Annotated in this window: 14 protein-coding genes; 9 read left to right on the forward strand and 5 right to left on the reverse strand. The window is 74.0% G+C overall.

The genetic code is table 11. From position 1 onward, the window contains the following. Positions 1–239: 239 nt before the first annotated feature. Together QWJ41_RS15745 and QWJ41_RS15750 are read right to left on the reverse strand one after the other, a co-directional pair. Complete coding sequence (locus tag QWJ41_RS15745) at positions 240–749, reverse strand: SRPBCC family protein (RefSeq protein ID WP_302709350.1); 510 nt, start codon at positions 747–749, stop codon at positions 240–242. Positions 750–783: 34 nt separating this feature from the next. Next, the gene (locus QWJ41_RS15750; RefSeq protein WP_302709422.1) at positions 784–2,199 is read right to left on the reverse strand and encodes a CCA tRNA nucleotidyltransferase; all 1,416 of its coding nucleotides are present in this window, start codon (positions 2,197–2,199) and stop codon (positions 784–786) included. A 71-nt stretch (positions 2,200–2,270) separates the two neighbouring features. On the opposite strand from QWJ41_RS15750, the gene QWJ41_RS15755 reads away from it, so the two are divergent. The 7 genes from QWJ41_RS15755 to trxA all read left to right on the forward strand — a co-directional run bounded on the left by QWJ41_RS15755 (position 2,271) and on the right by trxA (position 11,681). Beyond that, a complete protein-coding gene (locus QWJ41_RS15755; RefSeq protein ID WP_302709351.1) occupies positions 2,271–4,637 on the forward strand; it encodes a DUF6049 family protein in 2,367 nt (788 codons plus the stop codon). After that, the gene (murJ, locus tag QWJ41_RS15760) at positions 4,634–6,286 is read left to right on the forward strand and encodes a murein biosynthesis integral membrane protein MurJ (RefSeq protein WP_302709352.1); all 1,653 of its coding nucleotides are present in this window, start codon (positions 4,634–4,636) and stop codon (positions 6,284–6,286) included. Before QWJ41_RS15755 ends, murJ begins: the two co-directional genes overlap by 4 nt. Before the next feature lie 54 nt (positions 6,287–6,340). Further along, positions 6,341–8,434 carry a hypothetical protein gene (locus tag QWJ41_RS15765; protein ID WP_302709353.1) on the forward strand — a complete coding sequence of 698 codons (2,094 nt, stop codon included), beginning with the start codon at positions 6,341–6,343 and terminating at the stop codon, positions 8,432–8,434. Positions 8,435–8,441: 7 nt separating this feature from the next. Then, on the forward strand, positions 8,442–9,164 hold the full coding sequence (sigM, locus tag QWJ41_RS15770) for an RNA polymerase sigma factor SigM (RefSeq protein WP_302709354.1): 723 nt from the start codon (positions 8,442–8,444) through the stop codon (positions 9,162–9,164). 136 nt (positions 9,165–9,300) lie between these two features. Further along, the gene (locus QWJ41_RS15775; protein WP_302709355.1) at positions 9,301–10,098 is read left to right on the forward strand and encodes a hypothetical protein; all 798 of its coding nucleotides are present in this window, start codon (positions 9,301–9,303) and stop codon (positions 10,096–10,098) included. Between the two features lie 141 nt (positions 10,099–10,239). Further along, complete coding sequence (gene trxB, locus QWJ41_RS15780; RefSeq protein WP_302709356.1) at positions 10,240–11,241, forward strand: thioredoxin-disulfide reductase; 1,002 nt, start codon at positions 10,240–10,242, stop codon at positions 11,239–11,241. A gap of 116 nt (positions 11,242–11,357) precedes the next feature. Beyond that, complete coding sequence (trxA, locus tag QWJ41_RS15785) at positions 11,358–11,681, forward strand: thioredoxin (RefSeq protein ID WP_302709357.1); 324 nt, start codon at positions 11,358–11,360, stop codon at positions 11,679–11,681. A gap of 36 nt (positions 11,682–11,717) precedes the next feature. Here trxA and QWJ41_RS15790 read toward each other — a convergent pair whose 3' ends face one another. Continuing rightward, entirely contained in the window at positions 11,718–12,401 is a 684-nt protein-coding gene (locus QWJ41_RS15790) for a GNAT family N-acetyltransferase (RefSeq protein ID WP_302709358.1), read from the reverse strand. Between the two features lie 91 nt (positions 12,402–12,492). Here QWJ41_RS15790 and QWJ41_RS15795 point away from each other — a divergent pair, with 91 nt between their 5' ends. Beyond that, positions 12,493–13,806: an aminotransferase-like domain-containing protein gene (locus tag QWJ41_RS15795; protein ID WP_302709359.1), complete on the forward strand. Its 1,314-nt coding sequence runs from the start codon at positions 12,493–12,495 to the stop codon at positions 13,804–13,806. 43 nt (positions 13,807–13,849) lie between these two features. Continuing rightward, the gene (locus QWJ41_RS15800) at positions 13,850–14,617 is read left to right on the forward strand and encodes a lysophospholipid acyltransferase family protein (protein WP_302709360.1); all 768 of its coding nucleotides are present in this window, start codon (positions 13,850–13,852) and stop codon (positions 14,615–14,617) included. A gap of 160 nt (positions 14,618–14,777) precedes the next feature. Here the strand turns inward: QWJ41_RS15800 and QWJ41_RS15805 are convergent, their stop codons facing one another. After that, on the reverse strand, positions 14,778–15,836 hold the full coding sequence (locus tag QWJ41_RS15805; RefSeq protein ID WP_302709361.1) for a ParB/RepB/Spo0J family partition protein: 1,059 nt from the start codon (positions 15,834–15,836) through the stop codon (positions 14,778–14,780). Continuing rightward, positions 15,833–16,795 (reverse strand): ParA family protein, encoded by a 963-nt coding sequence (locus QWJ41_RS15810; protein WP_439117337.1) that lies wholly within the window; start codon positions 16,793–16,795, stop codon positions 15,833–15,835. The genes QWJ41_RS15805 and QWJ41_RS15810 overlap by 4 nt, the downstream gene beginning before the upstream one ends. Between the last annotated feature and the right edge of the window lie 190 nt (positions 16,796–16,985).

Here is a 16,985-nt window from a genome sequence, read left to right on the forward strand (position 1 = left end):
GCCGAGACCCAGTGAGCACCACGCTCGCCGTACGCCATGGGGTCACCGGGTCTCGGCGTCGCTCGAGCCTCCGGCCCTCGCTGCTCGACCAACGACCCCCGTTGGTCGAGCAGCGACGAGCGCCAGCGAGGAACGTCGCCGAGACCCAGTGAGCACCACGCTCGCCGTACGCCATGGGGTCACCGGGTCTCGGCGTCGCTCGGGCCTTTGACCCTCGCTGCTCGACCAACGGCAGCGGGTCAGGAGGCGAGGGTGTCGCGCATCCGCTCGAGGGTGCGCTGCATGCCGGCCCGCAGCTCGTCGGTGAAGGCGGGGACGCCGCCGAAGGCGACCTTGGTCAGGCCCAGCGAGAGCGGGGAGACGCCCTCGGGGGTCTCGCGCCGGTGCACGATGCGGGTGCGGGTGCCGCCGTCGAGCGGCTCGAGGGTGAAGGACCACACGGTGCGGTTCTCGACGACCCGGAAGGCCACCTCGCGGTGCGGCTCGTAGCGCACCACCTTGGCCTGGGTGGGCCAGTGCATCCAGCCGCGGTGGTTGAGGTTGACCATCCGGCTGCCGAGGCGCACCGCGCCGCCGGGCACGAAGGTGCGCCGCACCTGCGGGCTCCACTCCGGCATCCGGCGCACGTCGCTGACCAGGGCCCAGGTCTGGGCCGGGGTCGCGTCGACCTCGATCTCGGCGTGGAGGTCGGTGCTGGACTCGGTGCTGGACCCGGTGCTGGAGGAGTCGGGGCTGGGTGCGGTCGTCATGGCCGTGACCGTACCGCCGGTATGCCGGCCCCGGCTAGCGCCGCGCCCACCAGGCGAGCAGCTCCTCGCGGGCCCGCTCCTCGCCCAGCGGCCCTTCGTCCATCCGCAGCTCGAGCAGGTGCCGGTAGGCCTCGCCGACCTCGCGGCCCGGGCCGACGCCGAGGATCTCCATGATCTGGTTGCCGTCGAGGTCGGGGCGCATCGCGCCCAGCTCCTCGGCCTCGGCCAGCCGCTCGATGCGCGCCTCGAGGTCGTCGTAGGTGCGAGCCAGCCGCTCGGCCTTGCGCCGGTTGCGGGTGGTGGAGTCGGCCCGGGTCAGCACGTGCAGGCGGGTCAGCTGGTCACCGGCGTCGCGGACGTAGCGGCGCACCGCCGAGTCGGTCCACTCCCCGCTGCCGTAGCCGTGGAAGCGCAGGTGCAGCTCGACCAGGGCGCTGACCGCGTCGATGTCGTCGTTGGAGAAGCGCAGCGCCTTCATCCGCTTGCGGGTGAGCTTGGCGCCCACCACGTCGTGGTGGTGGAAGGTGACCGTGCCGTCGTCGAGGAAGCGCCGGGTGCGGGGCTTGCCGACGTCGTGCATCAGCGCCGCCAGGCGGGAGACCAGGTCGGGTCCGCCGAAGCGCTCCTGCTCCTGGTCGATCGCCTGCTCCAGCACCGTCAGGGTGTGCTCGTAGACGTCCTTGTGACGGTGGTGCTCGTCGCGCTCGAGCGCGAGGGCCGGCAGCTCGGGCAGCACCAGCTCGGCGAGGCCGGTGTCGACCAGCAGCGTGAGCCCGCGCCGGGGGTAGGCCCCCATCACCAGCTTGACCAGCTCGTCGCGCACCCGCTCGGCGGAGATGATCTCGATGCGCTCGGCCATCGCGGTCATCGCCGCCACCACCGACTCGTCGACCTCGAAGCCGAGCTGGGCGGCGAAGCGCGCGGCACGCATCATCCGCAGCGGGTCGTCGGAGAAGGAGTCCTCGGGGGTGCCGGGGGTGCGCAGCACCCGGTGGGCCAGGTCGAGCACGCCGCCGTAGGGATCCTCGACCTCGCGGCCGGGCAGCCGCACCGCCATCGCGTTGACGGTGAAGTCGCGCCGGCCCAGGTCACCGGCCAGGGTGTCGCCGAAGGCGACGTCGGGGTTGCGCGAGGACGGGTCGTAGGACTCCGAGCGGTAGGTCGTGATCTCGACCTGCCACTCGCCCTTGCGGCAGCCGATGGTGCCGAAGTCGCGGCCCATGTCCCACATCGCGTCGGCCCAGCCCTTGAGCAGCCGCTCGGTCTGCTCCGGGCGCGCCGAGGTCGTCAGGTCGAGGTCGTTGTGGTGGCGGCCCAGCATCGCGTCGCGGACCGGACCGCCGACCAGGGCGATCTCGTGGCCGGCTTCGGTGAAGCGTCGACCGAGCTCGTCGATGACGGGGGCGATGCGGTCGAGCTCGGCGGCGACCGATCGCTGCACCTCGACCATGCTGAGGGGGGCGGGCTCGTCGTGGGGCACGGGCCGACAGTCTAGGTGCCGCCCCCCACTACAGTCGGGGCGTGGTCCTCCCCCGCTCACTGCGCCCTGCCCCCGGGGCCCGGCACGGTCGACGCGGGCGTGCCGGACGCCTGGTGGCCGGCGGTGTCGCGGGCGTCGTGGTGGCGATGAGCGCGGCCGGCGGCCTCGTCACCCCGACCGGGGCGGCGTACGCCGCTGCCGGCGCTGCCGCCGAGGAGGACGGCCCGGAGCCGCTCAGCGTCACCATCGAGTCGCTGAGCCCCGGCGAGCTGCCCCGCTCGGGCCCGATCGAGGTCAGCGGCACCGTGACCAACGTCGACGACGAGACCTGGACCACCGTCAACCTCTACCCCTTCCTCGGCGACACCGCGATGACCACGCCCGCCGAGCTGAGCCGGGCGCGCCGGACCCCGGTGCGCGACTTCGTCGGAGCCCGGGTCACCGACCCCGGCCCGTACGCGACCATCGAGGCCCTCGAGCCCGGCGAGTCGGCCGACTACTCCTTCACCGTGGCCCGGTCGCGCCTCGACGTCGACGAGCGCGGCGTCTACTGGTTCGGGGTGCACGCGCTGGGCCAGGACGCCGTCGGCCGCGACCTCAACGCCGACGGCCGGGCCCGCACGTTCCTGCCCTGGGTGGGGGCCGAGCAGCGCAGCCTGCCGGTCTCGGTGGTGCTGCCGCTGCGCAAGCGGGTGCTCCACGACGCGCAGGGGCGGGTCACCGGCCTCGAGTCGTGGGCCCGGGCTCTGGCCCCGGGCGGGACCCTCGCCGAGGTCGTCGAGCTAGGGGCCGCCGCCGACGACGCCTCCTTGACCTGGCTGGTCGACCCCGCTGTGGTGGACGCGGCCGGTCGCCTGGCCGCCGGCAACCCGCCGCGCTCCCTCGAGCCGACCATCGACCCGGGCACGCCCGGTGCCCCCGACGCCGACGGGACGGGACAAAGCGGCTCGCCGGGCCCGGACGACTCCTCGACGGCGCCCGGCACTGGCACGCCCTCCGAGGAGCCCGGCCCTCCCGCGCCGGACCCGACCGGCAGCACCGTGCCCCCGCGCCTCGACGAGGAGGCCCTCTCCGAGCTGGATCCCGCGACCGAGCAGCTGGCGCGCGACGCCGCCGACTGGCTCGACGCCCTCACCGCGGCCGCGGGGCCGGGCACCCAGGTGCTCGCGCTGCCGTACGGCGACCTCGACGTCGCCGCCGCCGCGCGCCTCTCCCCCGAGCTCTACCGCTCGGCCCGTCGTCGCTCCGGCTCGGAGCTGGAGGGAGTCGACCGCAGCACCGGCCCGGCGCTCTCCTCCCCCCTGGGCTTCCTGCCGCCGGAGACGCTGGCCGAGGCCCGTGCGGACGAGACGATCCTGCTCACCGACCGGATGCTCGACGGCCAGCGGGCCGTCGACCCGCTGCCCACCGTGATCTCGGTGGGGAACCGCACCGTGGTGCTGTCGTCCTCGGGCGCCGTCGACGGCGGGCCGGGCCCGGGTGAGCGGCTCTCGACGCTCGCGCTGCGCCAGCGCACGCTCAGCGAGGCCGCCGTGCGGCTCCTCGACACCGGCCGCCGCTCCCCGCTGGTGCTGACCCTCCCGCTGGGCTGGGTGCCCGACGGCGACGGCGCCGCCTTCTTCGACGGCCTCGGCACCTCCTGGGTCGACCTCGACACGGTCGCCGAGGCGACGGCCGGACGCCGCCCCCAGCCGGTCGACCCCGACGAGCTGAGGTACCCCGACAGCCAGCTCGAGGCCGAGCTCGGACCCACCGACCTCGCCGCCGTCACCGAGCTCGTCGAGGCCGGCCAGCACCTGCAGGACCTGCTCACCTTCAACGACCGCATCGGCTCGGTGGTCTCGGCGACCGCCTACCCCACCGCCTCGTTCCTGACCCGGCCCGCGCGGGCCGCCGCCCTGCGCTCGGCCGCGGCCGCGACCGAGGACGTGCGCGACCTGCTCGGCTCGGTCGAGGTCAGCGCGCCCCCGGGCGTGACCCTGTCGAGCGCCAGCGGACGGCTGCCGGCGACGATCACCAACAACCTCGACCAGACCGTGACGGTGCGCCTCGACGCCCGCTCCGACCAGCCGATGACCCTGCGGGTCCCCGAGAGCATCGAGATCGGCCCCGAGAGCTCGACCACGGTGCTGCTCAACGCCACCACCGAGCAGCAGGGCGTGCACAACGTGACCCTGGTGCTCACCGACGTCAACGACGTGCCGCTCGGCGACGTCGACGTGGTGCCGATCCGTGCGGCCCAGGTGAGCCGGGTGATCTGGCTGATCATGGGCGCCGGGGCGGCGCTGCTGCTGGGCGCCATCGTGGTCCGGCTCGTACGCCGCGTGCGCGCGGCCCGCGCCTCCTCCCACGACCAGCCCGACCAGCCCGACGCCGACCGGCCCGACGCGACCCAGGAGCAGGCGTGAGCACCAGCACCGACGAGGAGCGCTCCAGCATCCTCGGCTCGTCGGCCGTGATGGCCGCGGGCACCACGTTCTCGCGCCTCAGCGGCTTCATCCGGGCCTCGCTGCTGGCCGCGGCGCTGGGCAACCTGCTGCACGCCGACGCGTTCAACATCGCCAACACGATCCCGAACATGCTCTACATCCTGCTGGCCGGCGGCGTGTTCAACGCGGTGCTGGTCCCTCAGCTGGTGCGGGCGCTGCAGCACGACGACGACGGGGGCGAGGCCTACACCAACCGGATCGTGACGTTGGCCGGGCTCTTCCTGGCCGCGGTGACGGTGCTGCTGGTCGTGGCCGCCCCCCTGGTGGTGGGCCTCTACACGACCGACTGGCCGCCGGAGGTGCGCGAGTCGACCATCGACTTCGCCCGCTACTGCCTGCCGCAGGTCTTCTTCTACGGCATGTTCGTGCTGGTCGGGCAGATCCTCAACGCTCGCGGCACCTTCGGCCCGATGATGTGGGCGCCGATCGCCAACAACGTCGTGGCCGTGGCCACCCTCGTGGTCTACCTGCTCGTCTTCGGCGCCGCCCGCGAGTCCGAGCGCTTCGCCGGGTTCAGCGCCTCCGAGGAGCTGCTGCTGGGCCTGGGCTCGACCGCGGGCATCGTGCTCCAGCTGCTGGTGCTGCTCCCGTTCCTGCGCCGCGCCGGCTTCCGGTTCGCGCCGCGCTTCGACTTCCGCGGCACCGGCCTGGGCCACACCCTGCGCCTGGGCGGCTGGACGGTCGGCTTCGTGGTCGTCAACCAGGCGGCGTACACGGTCGTGATCAACCTGGCCTCGACCGGCACGGCCGGCGGCGACCCCGACGGCACCGGCGCGACGATCTACTCGGCCGCGTTCCTCATCGTGATGGTGCCGCACTCGATCATCACGGTCTCGCTGGCCACCGCGATCCTGCCGCGGCTCTCGGCCCGCGCCGCCGGCAACGACCTGCGGGCGCTGGGCGAGACGCTCTCGTCGACGCTGCGCACCGCGCTGGCGGTGATCGTGCCGTTCGCGGCCCTGCTGCCGCTGCTGGCCCCCGACCTGCCCCGCATCCTGTTCGGCTACGGCGCGGCGGCCGACACCGTGGGCAACTACGTGCCGACGCTGGCGCTCTTCGGGCCCGGCCTGGTCTTCTTCACCGTGCACTACGTGGTGCTGCGCGGCTTCTACTCCCTCGAGCAGACTCGCACCGTCTTCCTCGTCCAGTGCGCCGTGGGGCTGACCAACGTCGGGGTCGCGCTGGCCCTGGTGCTCAACACCGGCCCCGCCGCGACCGCGCCCTCGCTCGTGCTGGCCTACGCGGCGGCGTACGCCGTCGGCTCGTTCGTCTCGTGGAGCGTGCTGTCGCGCCGGGTCGGCGGCCTCGGTGGTCGGGCCCTGCTGCGCTTCGCGGTGCGCACCCTGCTGGTGGTCGCCGTGAGCACCGCGGTGGCCGGGCTGGTGGCCTGGGCGCTGCACCAGGTCGGCCCCGAGGAGAGCCGGGCGATGGCCGGGCTGCGGGTGGCGGTCGTCGGCGCCGTCGACGTGGCGCTCTTCCTGGTGCTGGCCCGGCTGGTGCGCCTGAGCGAGGTCACCGACGTGCTGCGCACGCTCACCCGACGCGTCCCCGCCCCGCAGCGCGACTGACCCCCCTACGATGGCCGGAAGTCCTTGACCCGCCGAGTCCCGCGAAGGAGCGCAGTGCCCCACTCGATCCGGCCCGGTGACCTGCTGGCCGGCCGGTACCGCCTCGTCGACCTGCTCAGCGAGAGCGGGAGCGGGCGGTTCTGGCGTGCCCACGACCGGATCCTCGAGCGGCACGTGGCGCTGCACGTGATCGCCGCCGACGACCCGCGCTCCGAGGGGCTGCTGCGAGCCGCCCGCCGCTCGGCGACGGTGCTCGACCCGCACATCCTGCGGGTCCTCGACGCCGAGGAGGTCGACGGCCTCTGCTACGTCGTCAACGAGTGGGGCACCGGCACCTCCCTCGACATCATGCTCGGCGCCGGCGGGGTGCTCTCGCCGCGGCGCGCGGCCTGGATCGTGGCCGAGGTGGGGGCGGCCGCGACCGTCGCGCACGGCGCCGGCGTCGCCCACGGGCGGCTGAACCCCGAGAACGTCCTGGTCGACCTGCACGGCTCGATCCGGGTCATCGGCTGGTGCGTCGACGCCGCGCTGCACGGCAACCCCGACCCCCGCGTCGAGGACGACGTCGACGACCTGGCCGGCCTGCTCTACGCCGCCCTGACCGGCCGCTGGGCCGGGGCCTCGGACTCCGCGGTGCCCTCCGCGCCCCGCGAGCACGGGCGGGTGCTGCGCCCGCGCCAGGTGCGCGCCGGCATCCCGCGCCCGCTCGACGTGCTCTGCGACGAGGTCCTCGACCTGTCCGGGCGGGGCCGCGGGCTGCGGGCCCCCGAGTCGGCGCGCGGCCTGACCGCGGCGCTCGAGGACTTCGTCGGCGACCCGGCGGGGATCCCCGAGTCGCTCGTCGAGCGGCTGGTCTCGCGCGGCAGCGGGCCGGTGCGGTTCAGCGCCGTGCCCGAGCTCGGGCTGCGCCCGGCCGACGAGCCCGAGGTCGAGCCCACCCGCGTCGTGCGCGCCGAGGACCTCCCCCGCGACGAGCCGACGACCGCGGTGCCCGACGACCCGACCGTCGCGGTGCCGCTCGGCGAGGCGCCCGCACCCGATCCCGACCCCGATCCCGAGCCGACGCAGGCGCAGCCGGACGAGCCGACGCAGGTGACCGCGCTCGACCCCGACTCCGAAGCCGACCCCGAGCCCGACCCCGATGCCGGGGCCGAGCCGGGCCCGGCCGCCTCCGACATCGACCGGCCCACCGAGGCCGCACTGCCGTCCTTCAGCGACCCCGAGGACCCCGAGGACCGGGACGGCCGGGAGGGCCGCAGCCAGCGCCCGGTGCCCGGGCCCCCGCCGCCGCCGCTGGAGGAGCCCGCCGCCCGACCCCTCTTCGCCCCCGAGCCCCCCGACGGCGCCCCGGCGCGGCGCCCCCGCCCGGGGGCCGCGTCCTCCACCGGCGCCGGCGACTACTGGCCGTGGGACACCGGTACCGGTCACGGCACGGGTCACGCCGGCGCGGACACGGGCACGGGTGCCTTCGGGTCGATGACCCACACCGGCAGCGGCGTCCTCGACGAGGGCGTCGGTGTCGACGACGACCAGGTGCCCGGCCGCAGCACCTTCCGGCTGGCCGCGCTGCTGCTGGCCGGGGTGCTGCTGGTGGTCGCGGTGGCCGTGGCCTTCAACCTCGGCCGCGGCCGCACCCCGCTGGGCAGCGTCCCCGAGGACGAGGCGTCCTCGACCCCCAGCTCGTCGGCATCCGCCTCGGCGACCCCGGAGCCCCTGACGGGCCTCAGCGCCACCGACCTCGACCCCCAGGCGGAACCGCCCGAGGAGAACCCCGAGCTCACCGGCAACGCCGTCGACGGCGACCCCGCCACCAGCTGGCGGACCAACACCTACAACCAGGACCTCGGCCCCGCCGGCCTCAAGACGGGCGTCGGCCTCGTCGTCGACCTCGGCAGCCCCGCCGAGGTCCGCTCGGTCGAGCTCGACCTGGTCGGCGAGGGCTCCCAGGTCGAGCTCTACGTGACCGAGGAGGCACCCACGGCGGTGGCCGACCTCGAGCCGGTCGCCGACGTCACCGCCGGCACCGCGGAGAGCATCGAGCTCGAGGAGGCCGTCGCGGGGCGCTACGTGACGATCTGGTTCACCTCGCTGCCCGACGTCGGCGACGGTTTCCGCGGCGAGGTCTCGGAGATCCGGGTGCTCGGGTGAGCACACGATGAGAGGTCACCGCCAGGACGAACGCCCGCTCGCCGAGCTCGACGACCGCGCCCTGCTGGCTGGCCACGTCGCCGGGCGCGAGGGCGCGTTCGGCGAGCTGTTCGGCCGGCACCGCGACCGGCTGTGGGCGGTGGCGCTGCGCACGACCGGCCAGCCCGAGGACGCCGCCGACGGCCTGCAGGACGCCATGGTCGCGGCCTACCGGCGCGCCGGCTCCTTCCGTGGCGACGCCGCGGTCACCACGTGGCTGCACCGCATCGTCGTCAACGCCTGCCTCGACCGGCTGCGGGCCGCGCGCGTGCGGCGTACGGACCGGCTGCCCGACGACCTCGAGGAGTACGGCGACCGCGGCGACGCCCGCAGCGCGACCCCGGAGACCGAGGACCCGGCCGAGCAGTCGGTGCGCGCCGAGCGGCGCCGGGCCGTCCTCGACGCCCTGGGCCGGCTCAGCGCCGAGCAGCGCGCCGCGATCGTGCTGGTCGACATGGAGGGCTACCCCGTCGCCGAGGCGGCCCGCATCCTCGACGTCGCCGTGGGCACCGTGAAGTCGCGCTGCTCGCGCGGCCGGGCGAGGCTCGCGGAGCACCTAGCCGACCTCCTCGTCGACGACGAGACGACCCCGGGTGAGGAGCACCGCCCCCCGGCAGGGAACCCCGACGGGCCGGCGCACGTCAGACCGGACGACCCGCGCGGACCACCCGCGTCGCCGTCCCGCCCCTGACCGCCCGCCCGTGAGGTGGCCGACCCCGGCCACCGGCAGCCGGGGGCCACGGGTGAGGATGGTCCGTCGGTCCCGGCACGGGCCCCGACCCCGCACCGCACGCACCCAGCCACTCCACGACGTCGAAGGAGGCGAGATGTCCGGGCACCCAGCGCCCTCCGCCGAGGAGGAGGCCCGCCTGCGCCGCCTCCTCGCCGACGCCCGCCACGAGGCCCCGGTGCCCGCCGACGTCGCCGCCCGCCTCGACGAGGTCCTGGGACGGCTCGAGGCCGGCGAGGACGTGCCCAGCGGCATCAGCGGCACCGGCGTGCTCGAGCTGGCCGCGGCCCGCCGGCGCCGCGCCGCCTCGATGCTGGTGGCCGCGGCGGCCGTCATCGCCGTCGGCATCGGCCTGGGCCAGGTCGTCGACCTCTCGGGGAGTGGTTCCGGCTCCGACAGCAGCGGGACCGAGAGCGCCGTGAGCGCCGAGCGCGACCAGGAGCGCGAGCGCTCGATCGCCCCCGACCGCGGCGACACCGGCGAGGGCGGGTCGAGCCCGGGCGGCGCGGCCGCCAACGACGAGCTCAGCCCGGGCACCACGATGTCGCGCGAGGAGCCCCCGCGCGCCGTCGTGGTCGTCGACCGCCGCCTCGCCCGGGTCGGTGACGACTCCTTCAGCGACGACGCCGCCATCGTGCAGCGCCGCGCCATCCGCACCGGCGGCGGGCCCTCGGCCCGCGTCGCCCGGCTGCGGGCGGCCCCGCGGCCGGTCGCGCGCAGGTGGCAGGACTGCGCCCCCGCCGAGTGGGGCGAGGGCATCCCCGTCGCGGTCCTCTACGACGGCGAGCCGGCGGTCCTCGCGTTCCGCGCACCGGCCGGCGACAGCCAGGTCGTCGACCTGCTGCAGTGCGGCACCGGAGGCGTGCTGCGCAGCACCACGCTCCCCCGGCGCTGACCGGCCACCTGCCCGTCAGGGACCGGCCACCCTCCCGGCACCCCGCGCAGGGCGCGCCCGGGAATGCCACTCGCCTAGGATCGGTTGGACCCGACGGACCAGGAACCGGTCCAACCCCCTGACCGAGGAGCAGCTGGACGCATGGCCGAGAACGACATCCGCAACGTGATCATCATCGGCTCGGGCCCCGCCGGGTACACCGCGGCGGTCTACGCCGCCCGTGCCAACCTGCACCCGCTGGTGTTCGAGGGCTCCGTCACCGCCGGTGGCGCGCTGATGAACACCACCGAGGTCGAGAACTTCCCCGGCTTCCGCGACGGCATCATGGGCCCGGCGCTGATGGACGAGATGCGCGGCCAGGCCGAGCGCTTCGGCGCCGAGCTGGTGGCCGACGACGTCGTCGAGGTCGAGCTGACCGGCGACGTCAAGACGGTCCGCACCGCCACCGACACCCACCGCGCCCACGCCGTGATCCTGGCGACCGGCTCGGGCTACCGAGAGCTGGGCCTGCCCAACGAGAAGGCCCTCTCTGGCCGCGGCGTGTCCTGGTGCGCCACCTGCGACGGCTTCTTCTTCCGCGACCAGCACATCGCCGTGGTCGGCGGTGGCGACTCCGCGATCGAGGAGGCCACCTTCCTGACCCGGTTCGGCTCCAAGGTCTCCCTGATCGTGCGCCGTGACGAGCTGCGCGCCTCCAAGATCATGCAGGAGCGTGCCTTCGCCGACCCCAAGCTCGAGATCATCTGGAACAGCAAGGTCGCCGAGATCAACGGCACCGACAAGCTGGAGTCCGTCACCCTCGAGGACACCACCACCGGCGAGCAGCGCAACCTCGACGCCACCGGGCTGTTCATCGCGATCGGGCACGACCCGCGCTCCGAGCTGCTCCACGGCCAGATCGACCTCGACGACAACGGCTACGTGCTGGCCCAGCACCCCAACACCGGCACCAACCAGCCCGGTGTCTTCGCCTGCGGCGACCTGGTCGACCACCAGTACCGCCAGGCCATCACCGCCGCCGGCACCGGTTGCGCGGCCGCCCTCGACGCCGAGCGCTTCCTGGCCGAGCTCGAGCACGTCGCCGCCAACCCCACCGAGGCGCAGGAGCGCGCCGACGCCGAGGCCGAGATCGTCAACGCCTGAGCGTCGGACCCCCCGGGCCCCGGAACACCGCGGCCCCGATCGGCGTTCTCCGTACGACCCGCAGCGCAGCAGCTCCCCCACACACCGTCAGCAACACAGATCCGAAAGGTCCCACCATGGGCAACATCTCCGCCGTGACCGACGCCGAGTTCGACCAGACGGTCCTGATGGCCGACAAGCCGGTCCTCGTGGACTTCTGGGCCGAGTGGTGCGGGCCGTGCCGCCAGGTCGCCCCGATCCTCGACGAGCTCGCCGGTGCGCACGGCGACAAGATCACCTTCCTGAAGATGAACGTCGACGAGAACCCGGTGACGCCGTCGTCCTACCGCGTGACCGGCATCCCGACGATCAACGTCTACCAGGGCGGCCAGGTCGTCAAGACCATCGTCGGCGCCCGCCCGAAGGCCGCGCTGCTCAAGGAGCTCTCGGACTTCATCTGAGCCCCGGCTCGAACGCGTCACCGGACCCCCGGCACCTCACGGTGCCGGGGGTTCGCTGCGTTCGGCGGCCGGGACCGCAGCGGGTCGCACCGCCCCGCGCAGCCGCTCGATGGCCGCCTCCACCTCGTCGCGCCAGCTCAGGGCCGAGCGCAGGTCCATCCGCATCCGCGGTGTCAGTGGGTGCGGACGCTGGGTGCCGAAGCCCACGCCGCCCAGGAACCCCACGGGCAGGGCGCAGCGGGCCACCTGCGGGCCCGGCCACGCCCCCAGGGCGCTCCCGGTCGGAGTGGCCCGTCCGAAGGCCTCCACGGCGCGGTAGCCGCCCCGTCCGAGCAGGTCGCGCGCCATCGCCTGCACCAGCACCCGGCCCAGTCCCCCGCCGGCGTGCACCGGGTCGACGTACCCGCTGACCAGCAGCACCGCGTCGGGCGAGACCGGCGACGTCGCGAACGCGTCGGCGCCCGGCACGAACGCCGGCGGCGCGTAGATTAGGTGCCCCACCGCACGGCCGTCGACCAGCACCACCCGACCGCAGGAACCCCACTCGCGCAGCACCCGGGAGACCCAGGCGGCACGCTCGTCGGCGGCCTCCTGCGGCGAGCAGGCGCGGGCGCGGCGCACCGGGTCGAGCTGCCAGGTCGCGCAGGTGCGGCACGGCGCGTCGAGCTCCTCGAGCAGGTCCAGCGTCAGCCGGACGACCTTGCGTGCCACCTGCCACACCCGCCTCACCGTGGACTGTGAGCCGATCGACCCGCCCACCACGCGATCTGCGCGTGCGTGCGAGCCCGGCATCCCTCATGCTAGACCTGTCATGGATTCCTCACCCGCGCGCTCGCAGACCCGCCTCGACTCCTTCGTCGACCTCTACGCCGCGCGGACGGCCGGCATGACCGCCTCCGAGATCCGCGCCCTCTTCGCCGTCGCCTCGCGACCCGAGGTCGTCTCGCTCGCCGGTGGGATGCCCAACATCTCGGGGCTGCCGCTCGACGTGGTGGGTGGTGCCATCGGTGAGCTCGTCGAGCAGCACGGCACCGTGGCGATGCAGTACGGCTCGGGCCAGGGCGTGCCCGAGCTGCGCGAGCAGATCACCGACGTGATGCGCCTCGAGGGCATCGAGGCCCACCCCGACGACGTCGTGGTCACGGTCGGCTCCCAGCAGGCCGTCGACCTGGTCACCCGGGTCTTCTGCGACCCCGGCGACGTGGTCATCTGCGAGGCACCGTCGTACGTCGGCGCGCTGGGCGTCTTCCGCGCCTACCAGGCCGAGGTCGTGCACGCCGAGATGGACGCCCACGGGCTGGTGCCCGAGGCGCTGCGCCAGGCCATCGCCTCGGTCAAGGCGGCGGGCAAGACGATCAAGTTCCTCTACACGATCCCGAACTTCCACAACCCCGCCGGCGTGACCATGTCGGCGCAGCGGCGCACCGAGGTGCTCGAGATCTGCCGCGAGGAGGGCGTGCTGATCCTCGAGGACAACCCCTACGGGCTGCTGGGCTTCGAGCGGGAGCCGCTGCGGGCGCTGCGCGCCGACGAGGCCGACACCGTGATCTACCTGGGCTCGTTCTCCAAGACCTTCGCCCCCGGGTTCCGGGTCGGCTGGGCGCTGGCGCCGCACCCGGTGCGCGAGAAGCTCGTGCTGGCCCAGGAGTCGGCGACCCTGTGCCCCCCGCAGTTCTCGCAGATGGCCGTGTCGGCGTACCTGGCCAGCCACGACTGGGTGGGCCAGATCAAGGAGTTCCGCGAGATGTACCGCGAGCGCCGCGACGCGATGGTCTCCGCGCTCGACGACCTGATGCCGGCCGGTTGCACGTGGAACGTCCCCGAGGGCGGCTTCTACGTCTGGCTGGGCCTGCCCCCGGGCATCGACGCCAAGGCGATGCTGCCCCGAGCCGTCACGGCGCGGGTGGCCTACGTGCCCGGCACGGCCTTCTACGCCGACGGGTTCGGCTCCAGCGCCATGCGCCTGTCGTTCTGCTACCCCACCCCGGAGCGGATCCGCGAGGGAGTGCGGCGCCTGGCCGGCGTGCTCGAGGCCGAGATCGAGCTGCGCGCGACCTTCGGGGCGACGCTGCCCGAACGCGGCCTGCCCGCCGGCTACGACGCGCCCGGCACCGACGTCAGCTGAGCAACGTCGGGCCGGCGCCCGCACACGTGGCAGGATCACCCCTGTGCTGGACCTGACCTATCCCCCGATCATCCTCGCCGCCAAGACCGGATTCCGGCTGCTGGGCCAGCGCATCACCATGACGGGCACCGAGCACGTGCCCCGCGAGGGTGGGGTGCTCATCGCCTGCAACCACATCGGGTACGTCGACTTCGTCTACGGCGGGCTGGCCGCGAACCCCTCGGGGCGCCTGGTGCGCTTCATGGCGAAGCGCGAGATCTTCGACCACCCGCTGGGCGGGCCGCTGATGCGCTCGCTGCACCACATCGAGGTCGACCGCGGCGAGGGTCTGGCCTCCTTCCGCACCGCGGTGGACTTCCTGCAGCAGGGCGAGGCCGTGGGGATCTTCCCCGAGGCGACCATCTCGCGCTCGATGGACCTCAAGGAGTTCAAGACCGGTGCGGTGCGGATCGCCGCCGAGGCCGGGGTCCCGATCGTGCCGGTCATCCTCTGGGGCACCCAGCGGATGATGACCAAGGACCACCCGCGCGACTTCTCCCGGGGCAAGACGATCTCGTTGAGCGTCGGCGAGCCGATGCACCCCGACGGCAGCGACCCCGTGGGCCAGACCGCCCAGCTGCGGGACCGGATGTCTTCGATGCTCGACGACGCCATCGCCGCCTACCCGGCCGACGAGCAGCCCCCGGGCTCCTGGTGGGTGCCGGCGCGGCACGGCGGCTCGGCCCCCACGCCCGAGGAGGCAGCTCGACTCGACGCCGAGGAGAAGCGCGCACGGGCTGCCAAGCGGGCCGCCAAGCGCGCCCAGGGCTGAACCGGCGCCCGCGAGTTTTATCGGCCGGCCGATGAACCTGGCGGGTGGCCGATGAAGCTTCATCGGCCCGGCGGGAGCTTTGTCGGCCGGCCGCTGAACCTGTTCCCAGTCACTTTGTCGACAAAGCGACATGTCGGTTTGTCGGCTGATCGACGTGTGGTTAGATCGGCCGGTCCTTGCGGTTGCGGGGGTCGATCACGTCGATGATGCGCTGGAGGTCCTCCAGGGTGGCGAACTCGACGCTGATCTTGCCCTTGCTGCGTCCCATGTCGACCTTCACACGGGTCTCCAGGCGGTCAGAGAGCCGCTCGGCGATGTCGCCGAGGCCGGGAGCAGCCGGCTTCGAGCGCCGGGTGCGCGGTCCGGGGCGGCCGTGGTCGCCCACGGCCACGATCTCCTCGAGCCCGCGCACGCTGATCCCCTCAGAGACCACGCGCTGGGCCAGCCGGTCCTGCAGCTCGGCGTCGTCGACGGCCAGCAGGCTGCGCGCGTGACCCGCCGACAGCACGCCGGCCGCCACGCGCCGCTGGACCGCGGGGCTGAGCCGCAGCAGCCGCAGCGTGTTGGAGATCTGCGGCCGGGACCGGCCAATCCGCTGGGCCAGCTCGTCGTGCGTGCAGCCGAAGTCCTCCAGAAGCTGCGCGTACGCCGATGCCTCCTCCAGCGGGTTCAGCTCGGAGCGGTGCAGGTTCTCCAGCAGCGCGTCGCGCAGCATGTCGGTGTCGTCGGTCTCCCGCACGATGGCTGGGATGGCCTGCAGACCGGCCTGCTGGGCAGCCCGCCACCGGCGCTCCCCCATCACCAGCTCGAAGCTGTCGGGCGCGGCGCGCCGGACCACGATCGGCTGGAGCAGGCCCACCTCCCGGATCGAGTGCACCAGCTCGGCCATCGCGTCCTCGTCGAAGACCTGACGCGGCTGCACGCGGTTGGGCACGATCTGGCCGACCGGGATCTCGCTGAACCAGGCGCCGTGCACCGGCGCCAGCGACGGATCCGTCGACCCCGCGTCCTCGGCGTGGCTGACCTGTCTGGCGTGGTCGGCCTGCCCGGAGTCGTGGTCCTCGTGAGCACCGCCGGGCGCCGAGACGCTCGTACCGGAGCCGTCCGTGCCGCTGGGCTGCTCGCCGGGAGCGGACGGCGCGGCAGCGGGGGAGGTGGGGATCAGCGAGCCCAGCCCGCGACCGAGGCCGCGACGGGTGGCGGGACGGGGTGCGTTCACGAGCGGACTCCTCGACTGGTGATCTCGCGTGCCGCCTCCAGGTAGGAGAGCGCGCCCGGCGAACCGGGATCGTAGGTCATCACGGTCTGCGCGTACGACGGCGCCTCGGAGACGCGGACAGAGCGGGGGATCGCGGTGCGCAGCACCTGCTCCCCGAAGTGCTCCCGCACCTCCTCCGCGACGCCGGCGGCGAGCCGGGTGCGGCCGTCGTACATGGTGACCAGGATCGTGGAGACCGCGAGCGTCGGGTTGAGGTGCGCGCGCACCATGTCGACGGTCTCGAGCAGCTGTCCCAGGCCCTCCAGCGCGTAGTACTCCGCCTGGATCGGGATCATCATCTCCTCACCCGCGACCAGCGCGTTCAGCGTGAGCAGGCCCAGCGACGGGGGGCAGTCGACGATCACGTAGTCGTAGCGGTCCTCGCCGGCCTCGGCAGCCGTACCGACGCCGGGGTGACCGTGGATGGCCTTGCGCAGCCGCCCCTCCCGGGCGACCACGCTGACGAGCTCGATCTCGGCGCCTGCCAGGTCGATGGTCGCCGGGACCACCCAGAGGTTGTCCACCTCGGGGCAGGGGCTGATCACGTCCACCAGCGGCACGCCGTCGACCAGCGCGTCGTAGGTGCTGGGCACGCCGCGGTGGTGGTCGACGTTGAGTGCGGTGGAGGCGTTGCCCTGCGGGTCCAGGTCGATGACCAGGACGCGCTGGCCCAGCTGGGCGAGCGCTGCGGCCACGTTGACGGTGGTGGTGGTCTTGCCCACGCCGCCCTTCTGGTTGGCCACGACGAAGATGCGCGTGGCGTCCGGTCGGGGGGCCGGGGGGAGGGACCGCGACCGGAGACGCACCGAGAGGCTGTGCTCGGCGGCCCGGGCCAGGGGAGTGGCCTCGTCCCCGAGACCCTCGGGCTGCTCGGCCAGGTCCGCCGCGGTCCGGACCTTGTACGGCGTCACCGGGGCCATCCCTGTTTCACGTGGAACATCAGTGCCACGGTCTCCGGTTTCACGTGAAACATCCTCGGGGGCGGCCATCGGTTCTCCTGTGGATAAGCTGTTGAAACTGGGGACGATCACGCTCAGACCGGGCATTTCACCGGTGGATAACTTTGGGGACAAACACCCCCGGTCAACGCGGTGACGCGCTGGCGCTACG

The sequence above is a fragment of the Nocardioides cremeus genome, from assembly GCF_030518195.1.
GTDB classification, from domain to species: domain Bacteria; phylum Actinomycetota; class Actinomycetes; order Propionibacteriales; family Nocardioidaceae; genus Nocardioides; species Nocardioides cremeus.

What these genes read in the sequence shown, in the direction of transcription:
- QWJ41_RS15745 (WP_302709350.1), bottom strand. Translation starts at nt 749, where the DNA reads ATGACGACCGCACCCAGCCCCGACTCCTCCAGCACCGGGTCCAGCACC.
- QWJ41_RS15750 (WP_302709422.1), bottom strand. Translation starts at nt 2,199, where the DNA reads ATGGTCGAGGTGCAGCGATCGGTCGCCGCCGAGCTCGACCGCATCGCC.
- sigM (WP_302709354.1), top strand. Translation starts at nt 8,442, where the DNA reads ATGAGAGGTCACCGCCAGGACGAACGCCCGCTCGCCGAGCTCGACGAC.
- QWJ41_RS15775 (WP_302709355.1), top strand. Translation starts at nt 9,301, where the DNA reads ATGTCCGGGCACCCAGCGCCCTCCGCCGAGGAGGAGGCCCGCCTGCGC.
- trxB (WP_302709356.1), top strand. Translation starts at nt 10,240, where the DNA reads ATGGCCGAGAACGACATCCGCAACGTGATCATCATCGGCTCGGGCCCC.
- trxA (WP_302709357.1), top strand. Translation starts at nt 11,358, where the DNA reads ATGGGCAACATCTCCGCCGTGACCGACGCCGAGTTCGACCAGACGGTC.
- QWJ41_RS15795 (WP_302709359.1), top strand. Translation starts at nt 12,493, where the DNA reads ATGGATTCCTCACCCGCGCGCTCGCAGACCCGCCTCGACTCCTTCGTC.
- QWJ41_RS15810 (WP_439117337.1), bottom strand. Translation starts at nt 16,795, where the DNA reads ATGGCCCCGGTGACGCCGTACAAGGTCCGGACCGCGGCGGACCTGGCC.